This is a genomic window from Actinomyces stomatis (assembly GCF_031292835.1).
GTDB classification, from domain to species: Bacteria; Actinomycetota; Actinomycetes; order Actinomycetales; family Actinomycetaceae; genus Actinomyces; species Actinomyces stomatis.
The window spans coordinates 1-26172 of sequence record NZ_JASPEP010000018.1 but is presented as its reverse complement, the minus strand read 5'-3'; the positions used below and the strand labels follow the sequence as shown (position 1 = coordinate 26172).

The following is a 26172-nucleotide window of genomic DNA, read 5'->3' as shown; positions in this document are numbered from 1 at the left end:
CTCAGTGCCGGGGTCGACGACGGCGCGATGATGCGCGGCGCGCCGTCGTCGACCCCGGCACGGGACAGGCCAATCAGGCCAGGTAGCGGTCGTAGCCCTCTTCCTCCAGGCGATCAGCCAGGTCGGGGCCTCCGGCCTCGGCCACGCGCCCGTCAACGAAGACGTGGACGTGGTCGGGCTTGATGTAGCGCAGGATGCGCGTGTAGTGGGTGATGAGGAGGAATCCAGCATCGGACTCGTCGTGGAGGCGGTTGACGCCCTCGGAGACGATGCGCAGGGCGTCGACGTCCAGGCCGGAGTCGGTCTCGTCCAGGACGGCGAAGCGGGGCCGGAGCAGCTCCATCTGGAGGATCTCGAAGCGCTTCTTCTCACCGCCGGAGAAGCCGGCGTTGACGTCGCGCTGGGAGAAGGCGGGGTCCATCCGCAGGTTCTTCATGGCCTGATTGACCTCGCCGACCCACTGGCGCACCTTGGGGGCCTCGCCATCGATGGCGGTCTTGGCCGTGCGCAGGAAGTTGGCCACGGTGACGCCGGGGACCTCGACGGGGTACTGCATGGCCAGGAAGAGGCCGGCGCGGGCGCGCTCGTCCACGCTCATCTCAAGCAGGTCGACGCCGTCGAGGAGGACCTCTCCGTCGGTGACCTCGTAGTCGGGGTGACCGGCGATGGAGTAGGCCAGGGTGGACTTGCCCGAGCCGTTGGGGCCCATGATGGCGTGGACCTGGTTGGAGTTGATGGTCAGGTCGACACCCTTGAGGATGGGCTTGGGGCCGTCGTTGGTGGCCACCTGGACGTGGAGGTTCTTGATCTGCAGAGTGCTCATGCGACGTTTCTTTCAGCTGGGTTGTGTCTGGTTGCGGGTGGGCGGACCATCGTGCGGGCCCGGCCTGTCACTCGGCTGCCGGCAGGGCGACGGGCTCCTGGTCGGTGCGGGCGGTGATGAGTCCGGTGAGCTCGAGCTCCTTCTCGATGGCGGCCATGAGGCGCTCCTCGACCTCATCGACACCGATCTCGGCGACGATCTCGTTGAAGAAGCCCAGGACGACGAGGCGGCGGGCCTCAGTCTCGGGGATGCCGCGGGCACGCAGGTAGAACAGCTGCTGGTCGTCGAAGCGGCCGGTGGCGCTGGCGTGGCCAGCCCCCTCGATGTTGCCGTTCTCGATCTCCAGGTTCGGCACGGAGTCGGCCTTGGCCCCCTCGGTCAGGACCAGGTTGCGGTTGAGCTCGTAAGTGTCTGTGCCGCGGGCGGCCTGACCGATGAGGCAGTCCCCCACCCACACGGCGTGCGCGCCCTCGCCCTGGAGGGCGCCCTTGTAGGTGACGCGCGAGTAGCAGTGGGGCTCGGTGTGGGCCACGTACGGGCGGTGCTCCTGGTGCTGGCCGGCATCGGTGAAGTAGACGCCGTAGGCGTCGATGTGCCCGCCCTCGCCGGAGAAGCCCAGGTCCGGGCAGATGCGCACGTCTCCGCCGAGACTGACGACGACGTGCTTAAGGACACCGCGGCCGCAGACCTTCACCCGGTGGTTGGAGGCGTGGACGGCGTCGTCCTCCCAGCCCTGAACGGTCACCAGGGTGAGCTCGGCGCCGTCGGCGACCGTCACCTCGACGCCCTGGGTCAGGGCGGCGGTGCCGGTGTGGTCGAGAACAACGGTTCCCTTGGAACCAGACTCGGCGGCGATGAGGATGTGCTGGGCGGTGGGGCGGGCGAGCTGCGCATCCTGACCGACGACGTTCAGTCGGGCGGCACGCTCCAGCTGGGCGCCCGGTTCCAGGGTCAGCACGGTGGCGGTCTCAGTACCGTTCCAGGCGGTGATGCCGGCTCGGTCGACCGGGGCGCCCACGGTGCCGATGCGGGCGTCGCTGCGTGGGACGGTCTCAAGGCTCGCACCATCCGGGAGGTCGGCCTCGACACGGACGGCGCCGGCATCGGTCTGGGCAGCGCCGGCGGCCGCGCGGATGGCGTCGAGGTCGAACAGCGGGGCGAAGCGCTTCATCGGCGTGAAGCGCCACTCCTCCTCGCGGCCTCGCGGCACCGGGATGTCAGCGGGGTCGAAGGAGGTGGGGCGGTCGGCGCGCGAGGAGACGTAGCGCGGCCCGCCGTGGGAGTGGGCGCCGTCGAGCGTGGCGCTCGAGTGGTCGGTGGAGAGTTCAGGCATGTGGAGGTGCTCCTTGGCCGGCAGCAGGCCGGTGTGATGAGGTGTGGGTCGAAGGCTGGGTGGGTTGAAGAGGAACCTCTGCGGTGGGTCAGCCCACCGAGTTCTCCATCTGCAGCTCGATGAGCCGGTTGAGCTCGAGGGCGTACTCCATGGGCAGCTCCCGGGCGATGGGCTCGACGAAGCCGCGCACGATCGTGGCCATGGCCTCGGTCTCGGTCAGCCCGCGCTGCATGAGGTAGAAGAGCTGATCGGCACTCACCTTGGAGACGGTGGCCTCGTGCCCCATCTCGACGTCGTCGGTGCGCACGTCGACGTAGGGGTAGGTGTCCGACCGGGAGATCTCGTCGACCAGGAGCGCGTCGCACAGCACGTTGGACTTGGAGTGCCGGGCGTTCTTCATGATCTGCACCAGTCCGCGGTAGGCGCTGCGGCCACCGTGACGGGCGATCGACTTGGAGACGATGTGGCTGGAGGTGTGGGGCGCCATGTGGACCATCTTGGCGCCGGTGTCCTGGTGCTGGTCCTCGCCGGCGAAGGCGATGGACAGGGCCTCGCCACGGGCGTGGGGCCCCATGAGGAAGACGGCCGGGTACTTCATGTTCCGCTTGGAGCCGATGTTGCCGTCGATCCACTCCATGGTGGCGCCCTCCTCGCAGGTAGCGCGCTGGGTCACCAGGTTGTAAACGTTGTTGGACCAGTTCTGGATGGTCGTGTAGCGCACGCGGGCGTTCTTCTTGACCACGATCTCCACGATCGCCGAGTGCAGGGAGTCGGTGGAGTAGATGGGGGCGGTGCAGCCCTCGACGTAGTGGACGTAGGAGTCCTCGTCGGCGATGATGAGCGTGCGCTCGAACTGGCCCATGTTCTCCGTGTTGATGCGGAAGTATGCCTGGAGCGGGATCTCGACGTGGACGCCCTTGGGGACGTAAATGAAGGAGCCCCCGGACCACACGGCCGTGTTGAGGGCGGCGAACTTGTTGTCGCCGGCGGGCACCACGGTCCCGAAGTACTCCTTGACGAGCTCGGGGTACTCGCGCACGGCAGTGTCGGTGTCAACGAAGATGACGCCTTGCTCCTCCAGGTCACCGCGGATCTGGTGGTAGACGACCTCCGACTCGTACTGGGCGGCCACACCCGCCACCAGGCGCTCGCGCTCGGCCTCGGGGATGCCGATGCGGTCGTAGGTGTTCTTGATGTCCTCGGGCAGGTCGTCCCAGGAGTTGGCCGGCCGGTCCGTGGAGCGCACGTAGTACTTGACGGCGTCCATATCGAGCTGGGAGAGGTCCACGCCCCAGGTGGGCATGGGCTTGCGCTCAAAGGTGGAGTACGCCTTGAGACGCTTGGCCAGCATCCACTCCGGCTCACCCTTGATGGCGGAGATCTCGCGGACCACCTGCTCATCAAGGCCTCGCTTGGCCTTCTCACCGGCCTCGTCGGAGTCGTGCCAGCCGAAGTCGTAGCTCGTTGAGATCGAGTCGATGATCTCGTCGTCGGTGCTACGAGTGGTCTCGGTAGTCGGCAGTGTCATCGGGTTCCTTCCATTCGCTTGGTCTCAAGGCCTCGCGTCTTAGCCGCCGCCCGGACCGCGCGCTTGCGCAGCGCGGGCATGGCGATCGGAATGTGGGTGGTACAGACATGCTCGCCTCCGGCCAGGGTGGCCAGACGCTGGACCGGGACGCCGACGAGCCTGGAGATGGCCTGCGTCTCGGCGTCGCACAGCTCGTGGAACTCCCCGGCGACGTCACGCACCGGACAGTTGCCCTGGCACAGCTGGACGGCGAAGGAGCCGTCCCCGACGTCGCGAACCGAGGCCGCGTACCCGTCGAGGGTGAGGGCATCAGCCAGGGCGCGCGCCCGCTCGGAGGGATCCTTGCCGGCCGCCTCGACGACGGTGGCGTAGCGGCGTTCCAGGTCACGGCCCCGAGCCGCGGCGAAGGAGTCGACCGCCTTGTCACCGGCCACCTGGGACAGGTAGCGCAGGGCGCGGTTGGCCAGGTCGGAGTAGCCCTCCGCGAAGGAGGTGCGGGCCTTGGGCGTCAGCACGTAGTGCCGGGCCGGGCGACCACGGCCACGCTTCCCCGTCAGGGCCGGCGTGTGGACCTCGATCTGCTCAGCGTCCTCAAGCGCCGTGATGTGCCTGCGCACCGCGGCCGGCGTCAGACTCAGGACCTTGGCGAGCTGAGCCGCTGAGACAGGGCCCTTCTCAGCGATGAGGTCGAGCACACGTGCCCGCGTAGAGTCATCGTCACTCTGTGTCATGACTGCTCCTCCCCTTGTCGCTGCGACGCCTCACGGCCCGACCACGTTGTGGCCGGTTCGACCACGTCCTTGTTGGCCGAAGGAGTCCGAGAACCAGCCAAAGGGCTGACCCAGGATCGGCTGCAGGGCGTCGCTGGTCGTCGTGCCACGAGTTTAACCAAGATCTTGCTTACCGAATTCAACACTGGCAAGTTCGTGACGGGGCGTCGCAGGGTGGGATTGAACACGCACCCTAATCAAAGGTAAACCTTACCTAGGAATACCTAACTAGTCGTTGGTCGGGACGCCCGGCCTCGTGCACCGTAAACTGCACCGTCACCCGACACAGCACGGTGAGCTAGTGACGAGCCCGGTCCTGGACCGGCACCTCGATCACTCGCCGTCCAGGCAACCGACCACGCAGCCGCCTAGTGCCCGCCTCTTGGGAGAAGCTCGACATCAGCCCATGGCAGAAGGTCCGGAACCGCACCGACGAACTCACCGTTGACGATGTCCTCGAAGCCCGTGAAGACCCACGCCCCGTCGCGCAGCTGAAGCAGCTGACCGGCGTAGAGGTGCTCTGGGCGCACGTACCTGGCGCCGTCGATATCCCAGGGCCCCAGCGCCCCCTCCCCCTCGGCGACCCACACCCCGCCCGGACCAGGTTCAGCCTTCATGTCGTCACCGCAGGAGAAGACGAGGAGATGACGGTCGTCGACGCTCCGGCTCTGGGAAACCTCCAGCTGACCGAAGACCGACGGGCTGGTCAGCGGCGGCCCGATCTGCCAGTGGTCCAGGTCATCGGAGACGGCATGACCGATGACGCCGGCACCATAGTGCTCAGCCCCCTTCGCCCTGGCGGTGATGAGCATGTGCCAGCGCCCATCATGCCTGAAGACAAAGGGATCCCTCCAGTGCTCGGCGCCAGAGACGTCGGTTTCCCTCCTCTCGTACCACCTGGAGTCCGCCTCCAGAGGAACATCGCACGTGCGTTCAAACGTCACTCCGTCAGTGGAGTCAGCCCAGCCGATGCGCTGAACCAGACCGTCCTCTGCTCGAGAGATACCGGTGTAGAAGACACGCATAGCACCGTCGGGCTTGACGATGGTGGAGCCGGTCCAGATGGCCTTGTCGTCGAACGCCGGCCCGTCGGAATGCACTAGGGCATCGGGCAGAAGTTCCCACGTACGCGCATCGCTGGAAACGGCGTGCCCCATGGAAGCACGGAAGTGCCGCCGCTCCGGGTCGTGTAACGCACGCGACGCCCGCAGGAAGAAGAGGTGATAACGATCGCCGTCGTCACAGATCCAGTGGTCCCACAGCCAGTGGTCATTCAGTGCAAGTGCCATGTGATCGGTCTCCTCAGGGGTCAGACGGTTCTAAGGGAGAGGTCGGAGAACACCGCGCTCCCGTTATCGGAGTAGAGGGCCAAGCCATGATCGCCGGCGGCGGGATAGACCTGGTTGGACAGAACGGTGTGGCCCGCATTGACGAAGACCTCGACACTGTTGCGATCAACGACCACAGTGAGGTGCACATGACGGGCGGCGGGGTCGATAGGCGCCTCGGACTGCGTATACGGAGCGAAGGGCGCCGATATGCTCTCGCTCGGACCTCGGTCGACATAGACGCGGCCATTAAAGACGCCGACGTTGGTGTGCCGAGTTCCGTCTGAGCTGCGCAGGACTTCTATGCCTACGTTAGTTGCATTTGTCCAGGCAATGTCAGTGGTTAGAACGTATGCCTCAGTCGTGACGTCGAGTACCCGGCGGCCGTTGACATTGACGTCGCCCAGGGACTTCTGCGAGAGGAGACTGGTCGCGAGCACAGGTTTGGGAGCGCTCAGCAGGCTGTACCAGCCGCCGGGCTGCCGACAGAGTCGGATTTCACGAACGACAGAGTACTGACCGTTGTACCCATCGGTGTCGAGAGTGGGAACGTGCCTGGCGGCGTACTTCCAGTTGTTCATCCAGGCGACAGCATGCCTCACGTTCTGGGGTGAGTCGGCACTTGGCCAAGTAACAGCCGCGTACCAGTCATACCCATGATCGAGCCACTGCGGTCTGAGGTTGTCTGTCACGAACCGAGTTCCATCCCAGTTCCCTATCCAGTACGCGTAAGTGCCGAGCGATCCAGCTCCCCATCCGTCCATTGAGGCGCCGAGGACCCAGTGGCTGGTTCCGTCATCGGCAATGATGCGGAACAGGTCAGGGCACTCCATGCCTCCGAGATCGGTAGCCCCAGGTGTGAGGTAGTCGAAGTTGGAGGTCCACCGCCAGTGGTGTAGGTCAGTGGAGACGTAGAAGGAGAGATACTTACGCCGACCGATGACGCACACCCATTGGCTGCGCACCTCGTCTCGGACAACCTTCGGGTCACGGAACCACCTGGCATTATCGATCTCCTCATCCGTAGATGCATTATCAGCATTCGGGTTCGGAATGACTGGTTCGGAGAGCATCGAAAAACTGCGCCCGCCATCCGTTGACCAGTGGAGATACTGGGCCTGGCGAGTGAGGTCGCCGTGGGGCACGTGCGTCACGAGAGCGACGACCGCCCCGGCCCCAAGACCGGCAGTGTTGTCAGTGTCGACGACGGCCGAACCGCTCCACGCTGGAGTGTCACCTACGAGCGGGATCGTATCGCCTACGTCGGAGAAAGAGACTTCGTCGGTCGAGGTCGCAAGTCTCCACCCTCCTGGTCCTGCAGTCTGGGCGGCCTGGAGGCGTGGGAGCTGGAGTTGACCACCAAGGTAGTACGGGCGTTGGGGGTCGCAGGCCCACCCGGTTGTAGGGGTGAGATGAAGAAGCGCGCGACGGCTGACAGCTGCGCTTGCAAACGTTGATGTTGCCATGCCACAGGCTGTTCCAGCGGCTGTGGCGACGACCACTCCGGCCGCCGTCCTCAATATGGTCCTTCGGCTAAAGCCGGGGTCTTCAGTGGTCACAGTTCTCTCCTTTGAGATCAAGGCTGAGGTGTTCAGACAGGCATGAACTGAGCAGCGGAGCCGCTACCGGACACGAGGGCAGTGGGCAGTGCACGCTTACGTAGCAGGGCCGAGATTGGAACACGCCCCATGACCCGCTTGTCAAGCACCCCACACTCAGCCTTTGACGGCGGTACCTGCCAACGACGCTACGAACGAGCGCTGGAACAGAACGAAAATGATAAGAACAGGCAGAGTGATGAGTGTGCCGTAAGCCATGATCTGCCCCCATACCGGGTTGAGTTGGAAGAAGTACTGCATACCGACACTCGCGGGCCGCATAGACTCCTCCTGGATGACCATGAGCGGCCACAGGTAGGAGTTCCACGCCGGCAGCATCGTGATGATGGCGACTGTGGCGAAGGTCGGACCGGACAGTGGCACGATGATTCGTGAATAGATCACCCACCAGGACGCGCCATCAACGCGGGCCGCCTCGTCGATCTCCTTGGGGATATCACCAAAGTGCTGGGCGAACAGGAAGATGGAGAGTGCATTGGCAACGAAGGGCAGAATCTGCACCTGGTAAGTATTGAGCATTCCCTGTTTGACAAGAAAACCGTCAACGACCCACTGCAGCGATGGCAACTTGGCGACCCAGTATACGAGCGGCACAGCGATGGTCTCGAAAGGAACCATGAGGGTGGCTAGGACAAGCGAGAGCACAATGTTCTTGCCCCTCCAGCGCATACGCGATATCGCAAATCCGATCATGGAGTTGACAATGAGGCCGAGCAATACTATCGCAACGGTCACGATGAGCGAATTTGTGATAAACCGTACAGCCGGGACCCGCTCGAATACTCCGGAGTAGTTATCCAGTGATAGGTGACCGGTCGGAAGGAACGCCTTAAGGGAGCCGAGATCAGCGAAGATCTGGTGGTCTTCTTTGAAGGATGAGAAGACCATGAACAGCAGCGGGAACACAGCGACGCACGAGGCGACGACAAGGCCGACGTACGTCAGCACCCTGGACCTTTTCCTGGTGGCGGCGCGGCCACGGCGACGCGGGCTCCTTTCGGGAGCCTCGAGGGCATCGACGGCTGTAGTCGCAGGTACTGCATCGGTCCTAGATGTCTCAGTGAGCATGTCAGTCCTTCTCCCTGGTGAGCCAGCGCTGGATGAGACTGATGAGCAGGACGGCAATGAAGAATATGAGTGAGATGGAGCTGCCGTACCCCATGTCCTGCTCACGGTAACCCCTGCGCACCGCGTGGTAGACGATTGTCGAGGTGGCATCTTGGGGACCTCCGGATGTCATAACGTCGACCTGGACGAACAGGCCCAGCGCAGCAATCGTGATGGTGACGAGGATGAAGACCATCGTCGAATGCAGCCCCGGCCATGTTATGTAGCGGAAGCGCTGCCAACCGTTGACGCCGTCGAGGTCAGCGGCCTCGTAGAGAACCGGGTCAATCATTTGCAGGCCGGAGAGCCAGATGATCATATGGAAACCGACCGCTTGCCAGATAGACAGCACGATAATGGCAGGCATCGCGGTGCCAGGGTGGTTGAGCCAGGCAATGGTGGACCACCCGCCGCCAGTGACGGTGTTGAGCATCGAGTTGAACAGGCCATTGTCCTGATAGAAGAAGCTCCACAGGATGGAGACGACAACCATGGAGGTCACCACGGGCATGAAGATCATTGTCCGGAAAGCAGTGACTCCCTTGACCTTCTGGTTGACAAGAATCGCCAGCGCTAGGGCAAGGATGGACTGGAAGGGCACGACAACGAGCGCGAACAAGACAGTATTCGCCAGAGACCGGATGAAGGTCGGGTCGTCGGTGAACGCCCGTACGAAGTTCTCCATCCCGATGAACTGCGGAGGGTTGGGGGAGATGAGACGCGTATTCGTGAAGGACAGGATGAAGGTAAGCAGGATCGGAATGCCCATGAAAAGCAGGAGGAGCAGGAGGGCCGGCGAGCTCATGAGCCACGCCGTCCTAGCCTCTCTGCGCAATGCGGCGGTCCTGCCGCGGCGCCTCATGGTACTGGGGGCTGCCATATCTGTTCCCTTCCCGGCGGCGCACTCTTACGCGCACGCCGGATCGGTGCTGGTGGTGTAGGAAGGTGGCGCGGCTGTTGACCGGCCGCACGATCAGGTACTCAGTAGCGCACTTGGCCTACTTGGCCTTGTAGCCATCGTTCGACTTGATATCCGCGTTGATGTCCTTGACAGCCTGGTCAAGGGTCGACTTGACATCGGAACCGGAAACGATGTCCCGAGCGGCCTTGTCGAAAGTCGATGAGATGACCTTGTATCCGGGTGTCGCAGGACGCAGGAGGGCGTACTTTTTACCGATCTCGTAAACAGGCTCCAGCGGCTTGCCCTCGCCGTAGTACTTCGTCTTCGGGGTGGCCGACTCGATTGACGGGAAGTTGCCGATGGCGTCGGAGTACTGAACGAGGTACTTGTCCTGCATGAGGAACTCAATGAACTTGTTCGCAGCGTCGGCGTTCTTCGAGGAGGAGGACACACCCCACTGCCAGGAGCCGCCGCCTACGTGAGCACCCGCGCCGAAGTCGACAGGAGGGAGGATGAGGACCTCGTCCTCGCCGAAGGTCTCCTGAGCCTTGAGGACCTTCCATCCGCCGGCATAGACGAGCGGAACCTTGCCTTGAAGGAAGTCCTGGCCGTCCTTGGCCGGGGTCTGAGAGGCGTAGTTGGAGGTGAACAGCGAGCGGAACCAGGTGCCCCACTCGACGGCCTTGTCCCCGTTGAGGAAGCCCTCTGCGGTCTCATAGCTCTTGCGGTCGATGAGGTCGCCACCGAAGGACTGGAGCATGGGAGCGTAGGCGTAGGGCCACCACTCGGCGGTGTCCCACACCGACATGTCAATGGCATAGCTGAAGCCGTCGAGCTTTGAGAGCTTGTCGAGGGCACCCATGAACTCGTCCTTCGTCCACGGCTTGTTGACCGTGGGGATGGTGACACCGGCTTTGTCGAAGGCCGACTTACGTCCAAGGAAGCACAGCGAGGTGTCGTAGGGGCCGACGGAGTAGAGCTTGTTGTTCCAGACCCCTTTAGCGGAGTCGATGATCTTTCCCTGGAGATCCTGCGAGATTGTCAGTGGCGAGAGGTATCCGGCCCAGGCCCAGTTGGACATGATCGGGCCGTCAAGGTCGAGGATGTCGGGCAGGTTGCCGGAGACTGCGGCTGAGGCGATGGCATCGTTGTAGGACTCCTGCGGGAAGGACTTCACCGTGACCGGGGTGTTGGGGTTCGCGGCGTTGAAGTCCTTGACCGCGCTGTTGACGACGTCGAGCTCCTCCTTGTTGCCTCCGTTGTGGGTCCAGAGAGTCAGGCCGCCCGCCCCCTTTCCGGACTGAGAGGAGCATGCGGCAAGCGTGGTCAAGGCGGCGGCGCTGGCGCCGAGAAACATACGGCGGGTGGTCATCATGATGGCACTCCTTTGTGTATCAGCGTGAGTGGTGGGGATCTGACTCCACCCATCGGGCGGAGAGCTGGTGGGGCCGACCTCGTGTGCGGCGCCCGAGCTACGGCAGCGAGGTGGTGGGAGGCGCCGTGGAGGCTCGCTCGATGAGAGGGCAGGGGAAACGAGTGACGTCCGGGAGCTCGGCTGTATGGCCCGCTGCGAGCTCGCGAGTGAGCCACTCGGCCATCTCCCAGTGCGGCAGGCGCATCGTGGTGAGCCTGGGATCGAGGTTCGTGGAGATGAGCGCAAGGTCGTCGAAGCCGATAACAGAGAGGTCGTTGGGAATGGAGATCCCCAGGCGTACCGCCTGCCGGAAGACGCCGGCCGCCAGGGCGTCGTTGTAGCAGAAGACGGCGGTCGGACGATCAGGCCGGTCGAGGAGACGGCGGGCAGTGGCGTCGACGCTATCGGGGTCGAGTCCCCCGGTGACGAGGAGCGACTCGTCCACCGCCAGCCCGGCCTCTCGAAGGCTGTGGCGGTAGGAGTCGGAACGCTCACGCACAGCGATGCTCTCGGCGTCGTCGTGCCCAAGGTAGCCGATACGGCGGTGGCCGAGGTCGACGAGGTGGGCAACGGCATCGCTGGCGCCTTGACGCTCATCGGGAACGACGCCGGGAACCCCAGGGCGGTCAGCAACGCCGTTGAGCACGACGACATCCTTGATCTGCTCAGGAACCGGAACAACGCGGTGATACATCGAGGCAATGACCACCTGGCCGACGCGCCGGGCGACCATTTCGCGGACTGCCTCCTTGGCGGCGACGCCGTCGCGTCCTGCGTCAGTGAGAAGGACGGACCACCCGAGGCTCTGGCTGGTGGACAGAACAGCGTCGATCATGGAGACGGCGTAGGGCGTGGACAGGACACGCTCGCCGATGACCCCGATCGTCCGGGTTCGACCGTTGCGCATGCCACCGGCAATGGCGTCACGGACGTAGCCGAGCTCGTCAGCGGCCATACGGACCCGCTCAGCCTTGCGCTCGCTCACGCGTCCCTCGAACTTGCCGGAGAGCACGAGGGAGGCCGCAGCCTTGGAGACACCAGCCGCGGCAGCGACATCGGCGAGAGTCGTCATCGTCTCCCCTCCCCTCTTCTGGTCGGGAGGCCCGGCATCGGTACCGGACATAGAGAGATCATGACTCAGAACACGCTCATGAGTCAACCGGTTAACCACATTGAGCCAAGTCGATTAATCGATTGATGTTCAAGGTGTTCTTCACCTGAGTCAGGCGGCCCTCGCTCGCCATGGCGGGCAGACTCGCCGAATCCTGGCCACTATCCTGCCCAGGAACGCCGGTCCGAAAGTGCTCCCACTGGTGATAGACAAGTACTTTGACTCGTCTTACAGGCTCTCCGGGCTGCGCAGCCAGGGGGCATCAGCGGGACGCAGCCCTGCCCAGCCGCGGGAACGTGCCTGGGCCGTGGCCAGGACTCCGAGCACGGTGGAGGGGTTGTGCAGGCGCCCGTCCATGACGGCGTCGAGCGCCTCGTCCAGTCGGACCCAGGTGGGCACGAACTCGGCCTCCTCGGCCTCGCGGGCAGTGCGCTGGTCCTCGGGCAGCAGGCTCAGGCCCTGGGCGAGGAAGATCCGGGCCCCCTCGGTGGTGAAGCCGGGCGAGGCGTAGAACTCGGCCAGCGTGTTCCAGGTGGCCGCCGCGTAGTCGGTCTCCTCAGCGAGCTCGCGGGCGGCGGCGACGGCGGGCTCCTCCCCCGCCACGTCGAGCAGTCCCGCGGGGATCTCCCACAGGCAGGCGCGCACGGGATGGCGGTACTGGCGAATCATGAGGATCTCCGCGGCACCGTCGGTCTGGGAGGATGCCTCGCCCTCACGCAGGGCGACGACGGCGACGGCGTCGTGGTGGACGACGACCTGACGGGCCACCGGCTCCTGACCGGGCCCCAGGCGCACGTGGTCGGCGTCGACGGCGAAGATCGGCCCGCTCCAGACCCGTTCGCTGCCGACCAGCTCCCGCCCCGGTTCGCGCGTGTCGGCGAGGCTGTTCCCTGATCCGTCGCTGCTGCGGGTCGTCGTCACCGGGTGGTCCACGATTGGCTCCTCTTCTCGCTGCTGGCGTCATGGTTGCTGGGCGCTCGGGCACAACGATGCTACCGCTCGGGGCGGGGCGGCTCAGTGCAGGTCGAGGACCGTCTGACGCAGCTGGGCCGCCAGGTCCTCGAGCCCGGGAAGGCGCCCCGCCGCCGCTTGCGCGCGCTCAACGGCACGGGAGCGGGCCTCGGAGTCGCTCAGGAGGGTTCCGAGCGACTCGGCGATGGCTTGGGCCTGGGGAGCCACGAGGACGGCTCCTCCCCTGGCGGTGACGGCAGTGCCGCCGACGTCGGTGGCCACGATCGCGGCGCCGGCACGCAATGCCTCCTGGATGGTGAGGGGCTGGCCCTCCCACAGGCTGGTCTGGACGACGATGTCGGCTGCCTTCATGAGGGCCGGCGCGTCGGTTCGCCGCCCCAGGAGGGTGACCGGGAGCTGTTCGGCGGTGATGCGCTCAGAGGCCTCGGCCCCGCCGGGGCCGTCTCCGGCGAGCGCCCAGGTGAAGGCTGCCAGCCGGCCGGCGTCGACCTCGCGGGAGAGGATCGCGGCGGCCTCGAGCAGCAGCGGCAGGCCCTTCTGGGGAGCCAGGCGGGCAACGGTCAGCAGGCGCGCGCCACCCTGCGGCCAGATCTCCCCCGGCGCAACAGAGTCGGAGAGACTCGCTTCGGAGGACTGCTGTGGGGGCGCTGCAGGGATGATGGCGAGCTCGACCCGTGGGGCGCCGAGCTCCCGGGCCCGTTCAGCCAGGTCGGGGCTAACCGCAAGGATGAGGTCGGCGCGCCGGGCGATGAGCCGTTCGAGCCCGTCCCCCACCAGGGTGGTCAGGCGTCCCCCGACGGTGAGGTTGTGAAGGGTGACGACCAGCCGGGTGCGTCCACGGCGGCGTCGTCCCAGGGCCAGTGCGGCCAGTGCACCGGCTCGCAGGCCGTGGGCATGAACGACGTGGGCGCGTCTGCCCAGACGACGCAGCCTGGCCACGGCCAGAGTGTCGTTGGGGCTGGGGCGGGGGCCGATCTCGAGTACCTCGGCGCGAGCTGGATCGACATCCAGTCCGTCAAGGACGGCTGCGGGTGCCTCGACGATGACGTCGTGGCCGTCGGCGGCCAGGATCCGGGCGCAGTCGGCCAAGTGGGCCCGGACCCCTCCGGCGGCTGATCCACACACTTGGAGGATTCGCCGGCGCCCAGCGTGCGGGCTCTGCGAGGCACCGGGCTCGTTCGTGCTGTCGACGCCGCTGGGGCTCATGGTTACTCCTTGTCATCCGTCGTCGTCGTTGCCCTCCCGCTACGTATCGATGCCAGGAGACTGCGGTCAGCCAGGTGGATGGCCACCAGGACGAGGGCTGCTGACACAGCAGCACCTGTCACGGCGGTGATCACGGCCAGGGGCAGGGAGGTCACGCGGGTGGTCACTGTACGGACAACCAGGCCGAGGGCGAGGGCCACGGGCAGCCCCGCGACGAGCGCGGTCAGAGTCGCACGCAGCACCCGGCCTCCCATGACCCGGGCCAGGACGGCGAGCAGACTCACCCCAGCCACCGTCATCCCGATGGTCGTGCCTACTCCCAGTGCCACGAGGGTGTCGCGCCCGTCCCCGCCGGAGGGGGCCATGAGGCGCACGCAGGCGGCGCAGGCCACGGCCACGGTCAGCCAGCCGGCCGCGGTGGCGTGAGCGGCGGGTCGAGAGCGGTCGGCGGCGAAGAGGACCCGGGTGACCTGATAGATGAGGGCGTAGCCGATCAGCCCCGGGGCCAGGACGGCCAGCGCCTGGCCCATCCCGTCGACCTGCTTGAAGGAGAAGAAGCGCTCGGCGGCGGCGCTGGCGGCCAGGAGCATGGCGGTTCCGGCGACGGCGACGGCGGTGACCAGGGCCGTGGAAGTGGCGACCAGACGCGAGACGTCCTCATCCGCACCAGTACTGCCAGAGCTCTCCGACAGGTGCGTGCGGGCCTCGAAGGCGGCAGTCAGGCGGGGGTAGAGGACGGTGGCCACCGGGACGGCCAGCACCGCGTAGGGAAGGACGTAGACGGCCTGTGTGTACTGGTAGACCGCCGCAGTTCCGGTCTGCCCGCCCCAGCGGGCCATGGCCAGGACCACCAGGACGCTCAGCTGCTGAGCCAGGATCGTCCACACCCCGGCGCCGCCGAGCCGCAGCGCCCGCCGGGCCTGGGAGCCCCCCAGTCTCAGGGTGGGGCGCAGCCCCAGTCCCAGCCGGTGGACCGGCCACAGCAGCGGGAGGCTGAGTGCGGCCACCCCGAGGGTCGTCCCCCAGCCGAGCACCTGGAGGGCGAGGCTGGAGGCGGTCGCGTCGTCACCGCCGGCCAGCGCCCTGTAGAGGCCGTAGGTCGCCATGACCACGAGGCTGGAGAGCATCGGGGTCAGAGCCGGCCAGGTGAAGCGGTTGTGAGCCTGGAGGACGCCGGTGAGGACGACCGCCACTCCGTACATGGGCACCTGCAGGGCGAACATGCGCAGGAAGGAGGCGACGAGCTCGTGCTGGAGCGCCGGGTCCACCCCCTGAGAGGTGGGGAACAGGGCTGCGATCGGTGCGGCCAGGATGATGAGCCCCAGGGACAGCGGGGTCAGGACCGCCAGGACCAGGCCGAGCAGCCCCGAGGCGGTGGCGGTGACCTCCTCACGCCTGCCCGCGGCGATCGGTGCGGCCAGGAGCGGGACGACGGTGGCCGCCAGCACGCCACCGACAACGACCTCGTAGAGAGTGTTGGGCAGCTGGTTGGCCGTGGTGTAGGCACCCGCCACCGTGCCTGTGCCAACGGTGGCGGCCTGGACGAGCCAGCGCAGGAACCCCAGGACGCGGGAGACGAGGGTCAGGCCGGCGACGGACCCGGCCACTGAGAGCAGGCCGCCACGGCGTTGCTGGAATGCCATCAGGGGCGGCGTCCCAGCCCATCGAGTGCGGCCAGCACCGGGGTGTCGCTGATGACACGGGAGAAGGAGACCTTCTCACTGGCCAGGATGAGGCTCACCCCACTCAGGGCGGCTCCGACGCGCACCGCAGCGTGGGGGTGGCATGCCAGGGCGGTTCCCAGCAGGGCTCCGACGGCGTTGGCTCCGGTGTCGCCCAGCATCGTGTTCTCCAGGAGGTCCTCCGGCAGGGCCATGAGGCTGACTCCCAGGGTTCCTGCGGCCACCAACCGAGTGGACTCGCCGTCTCGTCCGGGGGTGGCCAGCAGCGGGGCGCTCACGATGCAGGCGGTCTTGAGCGCGCGTCCGGGGCGCAGGTCGAGCAGGTTGAGCAGGTTCGCCCAGGCCGCGATGACCACGGCACTGGATGCGACGTCGGCGACGATCGCCGCCGGTGGGCGTCCGCCGTTGCCCGAGCTGCGGTGGCGGGCCAGGAGGACGCCGCTGACAAGCGCCCCTGAGCCGATGACGGCGATCTTGAGTGCTCCGGTGGTGACGCGTCCGTGGGCGAGGGCGGTCAGATGGCCCTTGAGCCCCTTGGCGGGAACGTCGCCGTCGTGGGCACCGGCGTCGAGGTCATCGACCAGGCCGGCGCACCCGCCGGCCGCAGCCGCGAGGGTGGCGGCAAGCCCTGTCCGTGAGGACGATGCGGTCCCGCCCCCCATGAGTCTGCCGGTCTCAATCCCGGCCGTCACGGCGCCGACTGCGGCTCCTACGCCCCCGCGCAGGCTCACGGTGCGGCCATGAAAGTTGGTGCGCTCCAGGCCCTGGGCGATGGGTGCCAGGGAGGCGGACCAGGACAGGGTGACGCCCGCAGCCTTGACCCCCACCTGCGCCAGGCGTCGGGCGCAGGAGCTTACTCGCGTGATCGTGCCAGCCATGGACTCAGCCTAAGGCAGGGCGAGGGTGGATCGCGGCGTCGGCGCCCGTGACGAGGCCGGAGCGCCTGAGAACAGGGGCTACTTGGTCACTGGCGGCATGACGGCGTCGGCGCCCTTGTCGAAACCGTAGTGGCCGATGGTTCCGGCTCGGGTGGAGGCCAGGGCCAGGGGCGTGGAGACCGAGGCAGCGATCTGGCCAACGGAGTCGATGGTGGTCACCTTCGCACCCTCGGAGCGGATGATGCTGACGACGTTGTCGTCGCCGTCGGCGGAGCCGACGACGACTGTGGGCGCCCGGCCGGCTGTACCCGCCAGCGCCTTGGCCCAGGCCTTGGGGTCCTGGCCCGGTGAGGCCTCGACCGTCGCCCCCTTGCCGGAGGCGGCCTGCGGGCGCGGCCCGACGACGACGATCATCTCCGCAGGCCCGGTGGGCGTGGAGTCCACGGTGACGAAGGGCGTGCCGGACTTGTCCACCGACAGCATGTCCATGAGGACTCGGGAGGAGTCATCGTTGGCGGTGAGGGCCTTGGCCAGTGCCTCCCCCAGGATGCCGTTGGCGTCCTTGGAAGTGGCGCTGTCCAGGTGCCCCTGGACCTGTCCGGAGAAGGTGGAGCGGTAGTTCTCCCGCGACAGGTCCACCCAGGTGCTGGTCAGGCTGAGCCGACCGGTGACGGTGGCGCCTGCGCTCTTGAGCTGGGTGGTGATGGCGTCGGCGTCCTCGGCCTTGGCGTCGGGCAGGAGCACCATGGCGACGGTCTTGGAGGCCAGGGTTCCAGGCAGGAGACTGCTGGCGGCCTGAGTGATGTAGGAGTCCCGCTCGTTGACGGCCGTCTCAGTCTGCTCGAGCTTGGCCTGGGTGGCGTTGCGGTTCTCACGCAGAGCGGTGACCTGGTCGTTGAGCGCGGTTCCCAGGGAGTTCTGCAGTGGGCCGGCTCCCAGGACGACCCCGACGGCGAGGGCAAGGAACACGGAGATGAGCGATACCAGGTGATAGCGGAAGTCGATCATGGTTGAAGACCTTGAAGATGACCGTGAGAGGGGCTGCCTCTCAGATGGGCGGGGGTCGTTAGACGGTGGGTGAGTTCGGGGCCAGGCCCAGCAGTGTGCGGAAGAAGTTGACGATGTCGTCCCACACGGCACCGGACAGTCCCAGGAAGGTCTGTCCACCGGGCGTGGACATCAGGGCCATGGCCAGGGCGAAGGTGCCCGCCAGGGCCAGGAACAGCAGCCACCATCCCGAGATGCGGGTGCGGTAGAGCTGGGAGACGCCCTTGGCGTCGATGAGGCGGCCACCGACCTTGAGCCGGGTCAGGAAGGTCGAGGACATGCCGGCGCGTCCCTTGTCGAGGAACTCCAGCAGGGTGGCGTGCGTCCCCAGGGCCACGATGATCTCGGCGCCGGCCTCATCGGCCATGAGCATGGCGATGTCCTCACTGGTGCCGGTGGCGGCGAAGACATGATGCTCGACCCCGAGCTCCTCGACATGGGCCAGGCCCGGGGCGCGCCCGTCGCGGTAGGCGTGGACGACGATCTCGGCACCGCAGGTGAGCGCCTTGTCGGACACGGAGTCCATGTCACCCACGATCATGGCCGGTTTGAAGCCGGCCTCCAGGACGGCGTCGGCACCTCCGTCAACGCCGATGATGACGGGCTTGTACTCGCGGATGTAGGGCTTGAGCGCCTGAAGGTCCTCCTTGTAGGAGTAGCCGCGCACGACCACCAGGACGTGCTTGCCGCTCATCTGCGTGGTCAGCGAAGGCATGCCGACACCGTTGAGGAGCAGGTCCCACTCCCCGCGCATGTACTCCATGGTGTTGGCGGCGAAGGCCTCCAGCTGAACGGCCAGGCCCTTCTGGGCCTCCTCCATGGCCACGGCGACGGTCTGCTTGGTCTGGACCGAGCCCTCGGCAATGACCTGCTCCTTGCCCTCGACGCGCACCGAGCCTTCCTCGACGGTGATGCGCTGGCCGTCGTGCAGCCGCATGATGTCGGGACCCAAATCATCTACGAGCGGGATTCCCGCGTCGAGGAGGATGCCGGGGCCGAGGTTCGGGTAGCGCCCGGAGATGGACGGGGATGCGTTGAGGACCGCTGAGGCACCGCACTCCACCAACGCCTCCGCGGCCACCCGATCGAGGTCGGTGTGGTCGATGATGGCGATCTCCCCGGGCTGGAGACGCTTGGTGAGCTTCTTCGTGCGCGCGTCGACGCGTACGACACCGCTGGGACGCTCGGAGACGGACGCAGACTTACTGCGGAAGGGATTCCTCACGGCTCGGATTGTCCCACGACTGCTTCCTGGAGAAGCTCAGCGGCGTGCCGGACCGCGGCCTGGGAGTCCTCGTGCCCGGAGAGCATTCTGGCCAGCTCCCGTTCTCTCTCCTGGCCTTCGACGACGAAGACCTGTGTGCGGGTGCGTCCCGTCTGGGACTTTCTCACATTCCTTGCCGACGCCTCTGAAAGGCCGGGACCGGATTCGGGTTCGGGCACTGTCTCCTTGCGCACCACGAGGTGGGTGTCGGCCCATGCCGCCACCTGGGCCAGGTGGGTGACCACGATGACCTGGTGATGTCGTGCCAGGCGGGCCAGGCGCCTGCCGATCTCCCGAGCGGCCCGGCCTCCCACGCCGGCGTCGATCTCGTCGAAGACGAGGGTGCGGGTGTGGGTCGAGGGGCGCGCGGAGGCCGCGGCGTCGGCGAGCACCACCTCCAGGGCGAGCATGATGCGGGACAGCTCGCCTCCCGATGCCCCCTTCCCCAGGGGCAGGGCGGGCGCACCGGGGTGTGAGACGAGTGTGAGGGCGACGTTCTCAAGGCCTGTGGGTCCAGGCTCGTCGAGCCGGTCCAGCTCGACGACGAGCCGGGCGCCCTTCATCTCCAGGCCCTCCAGCTCTGCGGTGACGGCCTGCTCAAGACGCTCGCCGAGCCGCCGACGGGCCCGGCTCAGCTCCTCGCCAGCACCGGCCAGCTCCTCGTCGGCAGCGGCCAAGCGCTCGGCCAGGACGGTGGCGGTGTCCTGCGGTCCGTCGAGCTCGGCCAGGCGCGCGGCTGCGCGCTCGCCCCAGGACAGAAGGGCGTCGACGTCGTCGAGCTGCTCCTGAGGCCCGCCGATCTCCCGGCAGGCGCGAGCGAGCTCCCCGCGGCGGTCCTGGACCTGGGCGAGACGAGCCGGGTCGGCGCTCAGTGAGGACAGGTATCCACTCAGCTCGGCGGCGATATCGGCTGCGTCGATGCCCAGTCGCTGGGTGCGTGTGGCCAGCTCGGCCAGGGCGGGATCGCGGTCGGACTCGACAGCCAGGCAACGGTGAGCGTGGGCGATGAGGGAGACGACATCGGGAGCCTGCCCGGTGGCGGACTCCTCTCCGCTGAGTGCGGTGCGGGCACCGGTGGCGGCTCTGCGCAGGTCCTCGGCGTGGTCGAGTCGCTCGGCCTCCGCCGTCAGGTCCCGGTCCTCACCGCTGCGGGGGCCGACCTCCTCCAGGGCCTCGAGCCAGGTACGCAGCTGCGCCACCTCAACGGCTCGGGCCTGAGCGGAAGCCTGCCACTCCTGGAGCTCCTGGTCAGCCTGTCGGCGCGCCTGGTAGGCCCGGGCGTAGCGGCGGCACAGGGCGGCATGGTCCTGGCCCCCCAGTGAGTCCAGAGCAGCGCGTTGGGCCGCGGTCGAACGCAGTCGCAGCTGGTCGGCCTGACCGTGGACGGAGACCAGGCGGCCACCCACCTCGCTGAGAACCGAGGCCGGCACTGAGCGCCCTCCCAGATACGCGCGGGAGCGTCCGGAGGAGGGAACCGTGCGAGAGGCCAGGAGGAGGTCGTCGTCGAGATCGCCCCCGGCCTCGACGACGCGGGCGGCAACGCGCGAGTCCGGGTCGACCAGGAAGGCGCCCTCAACCAGGCTGCGCTCGGCACCGGTCCGCACGATGGTGGTCTCGGCCCGCTGCCCCAGCAGCAGCCCGAGGGAGGTGAGCACCATCGTCTTGCCGGCACCGGTCTCACCGGTCAGGGCGGTCAGGCCCCGGCTGAGGGGAAGATCAGCCTCCTCGATGACACCGAGGTCCTCGATGTGCAAAGACTCGATCACGCCGTTCCTCCCGAGGAGTCCCGCCGGCTCTCACCGTCGGCGCTCTTTTCGGCAGCGGTGACCTGCTGCTGGTGCAGCACATCATCCTCAGATGAGTAGGCCTCGTCGGCGCTGCTGGAGGCCCGCCACCCCTCCACGGGCAGGTCGAACTTGCGCACCAGGCGGCTGGCGAAGGGGGCCTCGTTGAAACGTGCCAGGCGCACCGGACGCTCCGCCCGGGTGACGCGGATTCTGGCACCGACCGGCACGTCCAGGCTGCGTCTGCCGTCGCACCAGATCTCGGCGCCTCCGAAGCCCACTCGTTGGACCACGACCTCCATGCAGGAGTTGGGGCCCAGGACCAGGGGGCGGGTGAACAGGGCGTGCGCAGCCACCGGCACCAGGAGGAGTGCCTCGACCTCAGGCCAGATGACGGGGCCGCCACAGGAGAACGCGTAGGCGGTCGAGCCGGTGGGCGTGGCCATGATGAGGCCATCGCAACCGAAGGAGGACACGGCCTGGCCGTCAACACCGATGGCGACCTCGATCATGCGGGCGCGGTCGCGCTTCTCCAGGGCCGCCTCGTTGAGGGCCCAGTCGCGAGTGACCGTTCCGTCAGGACAGATGACCTCCACGTTCAAGGTGGTGCGGGTCTCAACCGTGTAGCGGCCGGCGACCAGATCTGCAACAACCTGCTCGATGCCGTCGGGGTCGGCCTCGGCCAGGAAACCGACGTGGCCGGTGTTGATGCCCACCAGGGGGATGTCCCGCTCACGGGCGATCTCGAAGGCGCGCAGGATCGTGCCGTCACCGCCGAGCACCAGGACGAGGTCGACGTGGTCTGTGCAGTCCGGGCCGACCGGCTCGACACCGTGGGCACGCAGCGCCGCTGAAGCCCGAGCCACAGCGGTGGTCGTTGGAGCACTGGGCCGGGGAACCGGAACGGGCTTGTCGTTGAGCTCGCGCTGCAGCAGCATGACGCGCGAGATCCTCCGGCAATGCTGCTCCGTTCCCGGTTGTTCCAAGGTCTGAAGGCCAGCCGACTCAGCCGGCCGCGATGCAGCACTGGTGTCTGAAGGGCTCAGCTTGCTCATGGGTGGGTCCTTGTTCTGCGTCGTCGTGGGCCGCCCGCCGCGGGTCCGGCGGCAACGGCATCCTCGATGCTGGAGCGCAGCTCGTCTCCGCACAGGTCCCCGGGGCAACCGGCACGGGAGGCGTGCATGCTCAGGAAGTACTCAACGTTACCGGCGGGACCCGGCAACGGGGAGGCGGTCACGGCATCCACTCCCACACCCAGGGCATGCGCTCGCTCAGCCACCGTCATGACGGTCTCCACGTGGAGATCCGGGTCGCGCACCACTCCCCCGTGCCCGATCCGATCCTTGCCCACCTCGAACTGGGGCTTGACCATGAGCAGAAGGTCGGCGTCGTCGGCTGCGGCACGCAGCAACGGCTCGAGGACCAGGGTCAGGGAGATGAAGGACAGGTCGCCCACGACCAGCTCCGGAGCCGGGGCGACGGCCTCGGGATCCAGCGTGCGGATGTTGGTGCGGTCCAGGGCGGTGACGCGAGGGTCGGAGCGCAGCGACCAGGCCAGTTGGCCGTAGCCGACGTCGACGGCCACCACGTGCTCAGCACCGCGGCGCAGGAGGACGTCGGTGAAGCCCCCGGTCGAGGCGCCGGCATCCAGGCAGCGGCGGCCCTCAATACGGGGCGCCAGACCGTGCCGGTCCAGCGCGTCCAACGCACCGGCGAGCTTGTGGGCGCCGCGGGAGACGTAGTCGTCTCCGGAGGGCACCAGGATCTCGATGGCCTGGGCCGGGTTGACCTGGCGGGCGGGCTTAGTGACGACCTCGCCGTCGAGGGTGACGTGACCGTCGGTGACGAGGGTGGCGGCGTGGGTACGGGAACGGGCCAGCCCACGACGCACGAGCTCTGAGTCGATGCGGATGAGCCGGGCCATGTCAGCCTTCCGCCTTGTGCAGGACGGAGGCGAGGTCCTCGTGGATGGCGGACAAGGCAGCTGCTCGCTCCTCCAGGGGCATCTGAGCGATCTCGGTGAGCTCGTCGGTGTGGTCATTGAGCCCTTGGGTCGCCGTCAGGGCGACATCGGCTCGCGGGGGCGCGGGCACCGGACGCCGAGGCGTCGGTCGGTGCGCGGGATCCGCCATCGCCGGCGTCTCCTCTCCGATGTCGGCTATCGACTCGTTGCGGCTCATTCCTGACTCCCATCGACATCGTTCGAGCTGCCGCGGCGTGTTCCTCTTCCCCTCCTGAGGAGCCTCTCCAGCCCCGGCCAGGCTCTCAGGGCTCGATCACCTCGATCTCGGGCAGCTCCAGCGCTGCGGTCTCGCCCGGGCGGCCCTGGGCGTCGGCCCAGTCCCAGGCGGCCACGGCGAGCGCCCGGTAGGAGTCCAGGTCAATACGCACGGGAGCGCCGTCCGGTGAGGACACGGCGCCGGCGCCCTGGAGCTCGAGCCCGGAGCCGACGACGCGGGCGCTGCGGTTGCCGACCCGCCACCACACCTGGCCGTCCTGCTCGGTTCGCACGGGCTCGGGGTGGGGCGCAGTCAGGCCACGCAGGTCGGTGTGAAGGAAGCTGGGACGCTCGGTGGCCGGCGCGGAGATGACGTCTCGCGCGTCTGAGACACCGGTGAGAACGTGGAGCCCGGGGATCCCGGCGGCCCGGGCCCCGACGTGGTCGGTGTTGAGCCGGTCCCCGACCGCCAGGGGCCTGGTCCCACCGGCCCGCTTGAGGGCACGCGTGTAGATGCCGGGGAAGGGCTTACCCCCGGCCAGGGGCTCTTTGCCGGAGGCGTGGACGACGGCGGCCACGAGGCTACCGTTGCCCAGGGCGAAGCCCCGTTCGGTGGGCAGGGTCGCGTCAAGGTTGGTGGCCACGTGGAGAGCCCCGGCATTGATGGCGTAGACGCCTTCAGACAGCAGTGTCCAGTCGACCGCAGGGTCCCAGCCCTGGACGACGGCGACCGGCTCGTCCTGCGCACTACTGGTCACCTGGAAGCCCTGGTCGAGGAGGGCCTGGCGGACACCGTCGCCTCCGACGACAAGCACCGTGGAGCCCGGTTCAACGTGCTCAGTGAGCATGGCGGCCGCGTCCATGGCGGCGCTGAAGACCTCCGACGCCTCGGCGGTGATGCCGTTGGCCGCCAGCTTGTCCACGACCGTTTGAGGGGCCCGTGAGGCGTTGTTGGTGACGAAGGACAGGTGCATGCCGGCCCTGCGGGCGGCGTTGACGTTGTCGGCGGCATAAGGCACTCGGGCCTCTCCGGCGAAGCACACGCCGTCAAGGTCCAGCAGGGCGACGTCGTAGACGGCGCACAGGGGCTGCTCGCTGCCCAGAAGGCTGGCGGGAGCAGCAGCGGCAGCGGCCTGGGGCATAGTCATCGGGGCTCCTCAGAAGCGTTGGTGGAAGGCGTCGGGGGTTCATTCGCGTCCTGAAGCAGTTCGGCCATCTCGGCCTCGACACGCTCGGCAAAGGACTGCGACCACTGGGCGTCCTCGTCCTGGTCCATAGGCTCATCGCGAGGCTCGAGGTCTGCTGAGGCCTCGTCCTGGACGGCCTTACCCGGAGCCTCTAAGGCCTCGCTCGGCTCACTCTCCGCCTCGTCGTTCCGGTCGCCGCCGGAATCGGTGGCGGCCTGAGTGTCGGAGCTCTCCGGAATGCCTTGCTCCTCGGCCTGGGAGTCGTAGTCGTCCTCGATATCGAAGACCTCGACCTCGTCCTCCTCCACCGGCTCAGGGCCGATACGGTCGCGGATGGCCTCCGCCTCCTGGTGCCGCCCAAGCTCCTCGAGCCGGTCGGCGCGCACCGAGTGCAGGCGTCTGAGGGTCTCGCTGTCAGAGGGGCGTGCCCTGATGGCGTCCTCGATGACGATCAGACCGAGATCGGTCTGGCCCATGTCGTGACGAAGACTGGAGACGACCATGGCCAGCTCGGCCCGTTCAATCTCGTCGAGCTGGCGTGGATCGGCCGCCTGAGCGGCTTGGAGGGCCTTGTCGACGTGGCCCAGTGCTCGCTCGCAGTCGACCTCGATCGCCCGGTGGAGATCGAGGCCGGACAGTCGCCTGGCGGCACGAATCTCTCGGAGCGCCTCGCTGTAGTGGCCGGCGAGGTATGCGGCGATACCTGTCGTCTCCCGGACGACGGCGACACGGCCCGCGTGGGAGGAGGCGTAGCGCGCGTGCTCATAAGCGGTCTGAGGATCGTCGTTGAGGAGACGCTGAACCATGACCAGATGCCGGGCAACGTTCTCCGCGTTGGCGCGGCCCAGGGCACGCAACTCGGCCCGCGCACCGCGCTCAAGATCTGCGGGCTCGACGTCGTCCGGAACCTTGGGCTCGGGGACGCGCTGACGCTGCGGCGGGCGACCTCGACGATCGTCCCGTCTGTCCCGCGAGTCCTTACGCCCGGAGTGATCGTTGAAACGACCTGGTCTCCTACCGCTACGGTCAGCGCGCCTGTCACCGTTGTCCCCGTCTCGACGCCGTTCACCGCGCCAGTTGTCACGGTGCCGGCGATCGTTGCGAGGAGAGTGTTCGCCATGGCCCGACCGCTGGGAGTACCCACGGGAGCCGTAGGACTCATCATCCCGTCCTCCACGCTCACTGCGCCGAGAGTGTCCTTCATCCCCCGTGAAACGGCTGCGTGCGCCGAAGCCGTGCCGCTCACCGCTGCGACGACGCCGACCTGCGTCGCCGTGGTCCGACCCGTGCTGACGGTCCTGATACACCATGGTCCTTCTTTCACTCCGGGACTGCCGTCAGTTCCCCCGCTGTCCTTGAATACCTGGGAGGAGCCTACCTGGAGCGAGGCTCTCAGGCGTAACGAGACCCGGTAACACGCAGTGTGGCGCGCGCTGTTTGGAGCTGAGTGCTGTGTTGTGTGTGGGTATATAGGGGTATCGGGTCGGTTCCCACATCTGTTGTGGGAACCGACCCGATACTGGTGGTTTGTGCTCGGTGGTGTCCTACTCTCCCGCACCCTGGCGGGTGCAGTACCATCGGCGCTGTCAGGCTTAGCTTCCGGGTTCGGGATGGGTGCCGGGCGTTTCCCTGTCGCTGTGACCACCGAGACGACTGTATGGGCAGTGCTGCATTGTTGTCTGTGTTGTGGTGACGGTTATTCGGTTGTGTTCGGTCTGGTGCCTGCCCACCACACGCTGTGCTGTGTTGTGGTGCGTGTGGTTGGTGGTTGGGTTGGGTGTGGACCGTATAGTGGACGCTCGCGTTTACTGCTTGTGCTCACCCCCGCTGTTTTTCGTCCCGCGTGCCGTCTTGCGGCGGGCGCGTGCGTGCTTGGGGGGTGTTGTTGTTTGTGTTGGCCTATTAGTACCAGTCAGCTCTGTCAACCGTTGCCGGTCTTCCACTTCTGGCCTATCAACCCAGTAGTCTGCTGGGGGCCTACCAAGAAGGACAAGTCCGTC

The 26172-nt window shown here is 67.1% G+C and carries 23 protein-coding genes and 2 rRNA genes; 1 reads left to right on the top strand and 24 read right to left on the bottom strand.

The annotated features are described in order from the left end of the window. Window positions 1-73 precede the first annotated feature (73 nt). The 8 genes from sufC to RIV12_RS09585 form a co-directional block, all read right to left on the bottom strand. The gene (gene sufC, locus RIV12_RS09620; protein ID WP_075418759.1) at window positions 74-823 is read right to left on the bottom strand and encodes a Fe-S cluster assembly ATPase SufC; all 750 of its coding nucleotides are present in this window, start codon (window positions 821-823) and stop codon (window positions 74-76) included. A gap of 67 nt (window positions 824-890) precedes the next feature. Then, on the bottom strand, window positions 891-2156 hold the full coding sequence (sufD, locus tag RIV12_RS09615; protein ID WP_309323452.1) for a Fe-S cluster assembly protein SufD: 1266 nt from the start codon (window positions 2154-2156) through the stop codon (window positions 891-893). Window positions 2157-2244: 88 nt separating this feature from the next. Further along, on the bottom strand, window positions 2245-3684 hold the full coding sequence (sufB, locus tag RIV12_RS09610) for a Fe-S cluster assembly protein SufB (RefSeq protein ID WP_075254708.1): 1440 nt from the start codon (window positions 3682-3684) through the stop codon (window positions 2245-2247). Then, complete coding sequence (locus RIV12_RS09605; RefSeq protein WP_309323450.1) at window positions 3681-4415, bottom strand: helix-turn-helix transcriptional regulator; 735 nt, start codon at window positions 4413-4415, stop codon at window positions 3681-3683. Before RIV12_RS09605 ends, sufB begins: the two co-directional genes overlap by 4 nt. A 407-nt stretch (window positions 4416-4822) precedes the next feature. Then, window positions 4823-5743: a glycoside hydrolase family protein gene (locus RIV12_RS09600; protein ID WP_309323449.1), complete on the bottom strand. Its 921-nt coding sequence runs from the start codon at window positions 5741-5743 to the stop codon at window positions 4823-4825. Between the two features lie 20 nt (window positions 5744-5763). Then, entirely contained in the window at window positions 5764-7341 is a 1578-nt protein-coding gene (locus tag RIV12_RS09595; protein WP_309323447.1) for a glycoside hydrolase family 32 protein, read from the bottom strand. Between the two features lie 156 nt (window positions 7342-7497). Next, window positions 7498-8469 carry a carbohydrate ABC transporter permease gene (locus tag RIV12_RS09590; RefSeq protein WP_309323445.1) on the bottom strand — a complete coding sequence of 324 codons (972 nt, stop codon included), beginning with the start codon at window positions 8467-8469 and terminating at the stop codon, window positions 7498-7500. A gap of 1 nt (window position 8470) precedes the next feature. Continuing rightward, window positions 8471-9313 carry a carbohydrate ABC transporter permease gene (locus tag RIV12_RS09585; protein ID WP_255304723.1) on the bottom strand — a complete coding sequence of 281 codons (843 nt, stop codon included), beginning with the start codon at window positions 9311-9313 and terminating at the stop codon, window positions 8471-8473. Here RIV12_RS09585 and RIV12_RS09580 point away from each other — a divergent pair. Then, window positions 9312-9449, top strand: coding sequence for a hypothetical protein (locus RIV12_RS09580; RefSeq protein WP_232211259.1), 138 nt, complete (start codon window positions 9312-9314; stop codon window positions 9447-9449). The genes RIV12_RS09585 and RIV12_RS09580 overlap by 2 nt on opposite strands. Before the next feature lie 57 nt (window positions 9450-9506). On the opposite strand, the gene RIV12_RS09575 is transcribed toward RIV12_RS09580, so the two are convergent. The 16 genes from RIV12_RS09575 to RIV12_RS09500 form a co-directional block, all read right to left on the bottom strand. Beyond that, on the bottom strand, window positions 9507-10784 hold the full coding sequence (locus tag RIV12_RS09575; protein WP_141406829.1) for an extracellular solute-binding protein: 1278 nt from the start codon (window positions 10782-10784) through the stop codon (window positions 9507-9509). 97 nt (window positions 10785-10881) lie between these two features. Beyond that, the gene (locus RIV12_RS09570) at window positions 10882-11946 is read right to left on the bottom strand and encodes a LacI family DNA-binding transcriptional regulator (protein ID WP_309323443.1); all 1065 of its coding nucleotides are present in this window, start codon (window positions 11944-11946) and stop codon (window positions 10882-10884) included. 216 nt (window positions 11947-12162) lie between these two features. Next, window positions 12163-12867 carry an NUDIX hydrolase gene (locus tag RIV12_RS09565; RefSeq protein WP_309323441.1) on the bottom strand — a complete coding sequence of 235 codons (705 nt, stop codon included), beginning with the start codon at window positions 12865-12867 and terminating at the stop codon, window positions 12163-12165. Window positions 12868-12948: 81 nt separating this feature from the next. Continuing rightward, window positions 12949-14112 (bottom strand): glycosyltransferase family 4 protein, encoded by a 1164-nt coding sequence (locus tag RIV12_RS09560; RefSeq protein WP_309323439.1) that lies wholly within the window; start codon window positions 14110-14112, stop codon window positions 12949-12951. A gap of 2 nt (window positions 14113-14114) precedes the next feature. Further along, window positions 14115-15755: a murein biosynthesis integral membrane protein MurJ gene (gene murJ, locus RIV12_RS09555; RefSeq protein ID WP_309323437.1), complete on the bottom strand. Its 1641-nt coding sequence runs from the start codon at window positions 15753-15755 to the stop codon at window positions 14115-14117. Next, window positions 15755-16672 (bottom strand): hypothetical protein, encoded by a 918-nt coding sequence (locus RIV12_RS09550; protein WP_309323435.1) that lies wholly within the window; start codon window positions 16670-16672, stop codon window positions 15755-15757. Before RIV12_RS09550 ends, murJ begins: the two co-directional genes overlap by 1 nt. 78 nt (window positions 16673-16750) lie before the next feature. After that, complete coding sequence (locus RIV12_RS09545; protein ID WP_309323433.1) at window positions 16751-17680, bottom strand: copper transporter; 930 nt, start codon at window positions 17678-17680, stop codon at window positions 16751-16753. 58 nt (window positions 17681-17738) lie between these two features. Further along, window positions 17739-18944, bottom strand: a complete 1206-nt coding sequence (gene steA / locus RIV12_RS09540; protein ID WP_309323430.1) for a putative cytokinetic ring protein SteA — start codon at window positions 18942-18944, stop codon at window positions 17739-17741. Next, entirely contained in the window at window positions 18941-20749 is a 1809-nt protein-coding gene (gene recN, locus RIV12_RS09535) for a DNA repair protein RecN (protein WP_309323428.1), read from the bottom strand. Before recN ends, steA begins: the two co-directional genes overlap by 4 nt. Continuing rightward, window positions 20746-21705: an NAD kinase gene (locus RIV12_RS09530; RefSeq protein WP_309323426.1), complete on the bottom strand. Its 960-nt coding sequence runs from the start codon at window positions 21703-21705 to the stop codon at window positions 20746-20748. Before RIV12_RS09530 ends, recN begins: the two co-directional genes overlap by 4 nt. A gap of 113 nt (window positions 21706-21818) precedes the next feature. After that, entirely contained in the window at window positions 21819-22691 is an 873-nt protein-coding gene (locus RIV12_RS09525; protein WP_309323424.1) for a TlyA family RNA methyltransferase, read from the bottom strand. A 1-nt stretch (window position 22692) separates the two neighbouring features. Further along, a complete protein-coding gene (locus tag RIV12_RS09520) occupies window positions 22693-22947 on the bottom strand; it encodes a hypothetical protein (RefSeq protein WP_309323422.1) in 255 nt (84 codons plus the stop codon). A gap of 85 nt (window positions 22948-23032) precedes the next feature. Continuing rightward, entirely contained in the window at window positions 23033-24133 is a 1101-nt protein-coding gene (locus RIV12_RS09515; RefSeq protein WP_309323421.1) for an HAD-IIA family hydrolase, read from the bottom strand. Then, window positions 24130-24978 carry a tetratricopeptide repeat protein gene (locus RIV12_RS09510; RefSeq protein ID WP_309323419.1) on the bottom strand — a complete coding sequence of 283 codons (849 nt, stop codon included), beginning with the start codon at window positions 24976-24978 and terminating at the stop codon, window positions 24130-24132. The genes RIV12_RS09515 and RIV12_RS09510 overlap by 4 nt, the downstream gene beginning before the upstream one ends. A 725-nt stretch (window positions 24979-25703) precedes the next feature. Continuing rightward, window positions 25704-25821: ribosomal RNA gene (gene rrf, locus RIV12_RS09505) — 5S ribosomal RNA — on the bottom strand. 232 nt (window positions 25822-26053) lie between these two features. Further along, window positions 26054-26172 (bottom strand): 23S ribosomal RNA (locus tag RIV12_RS09500); the annotation flags it as partial.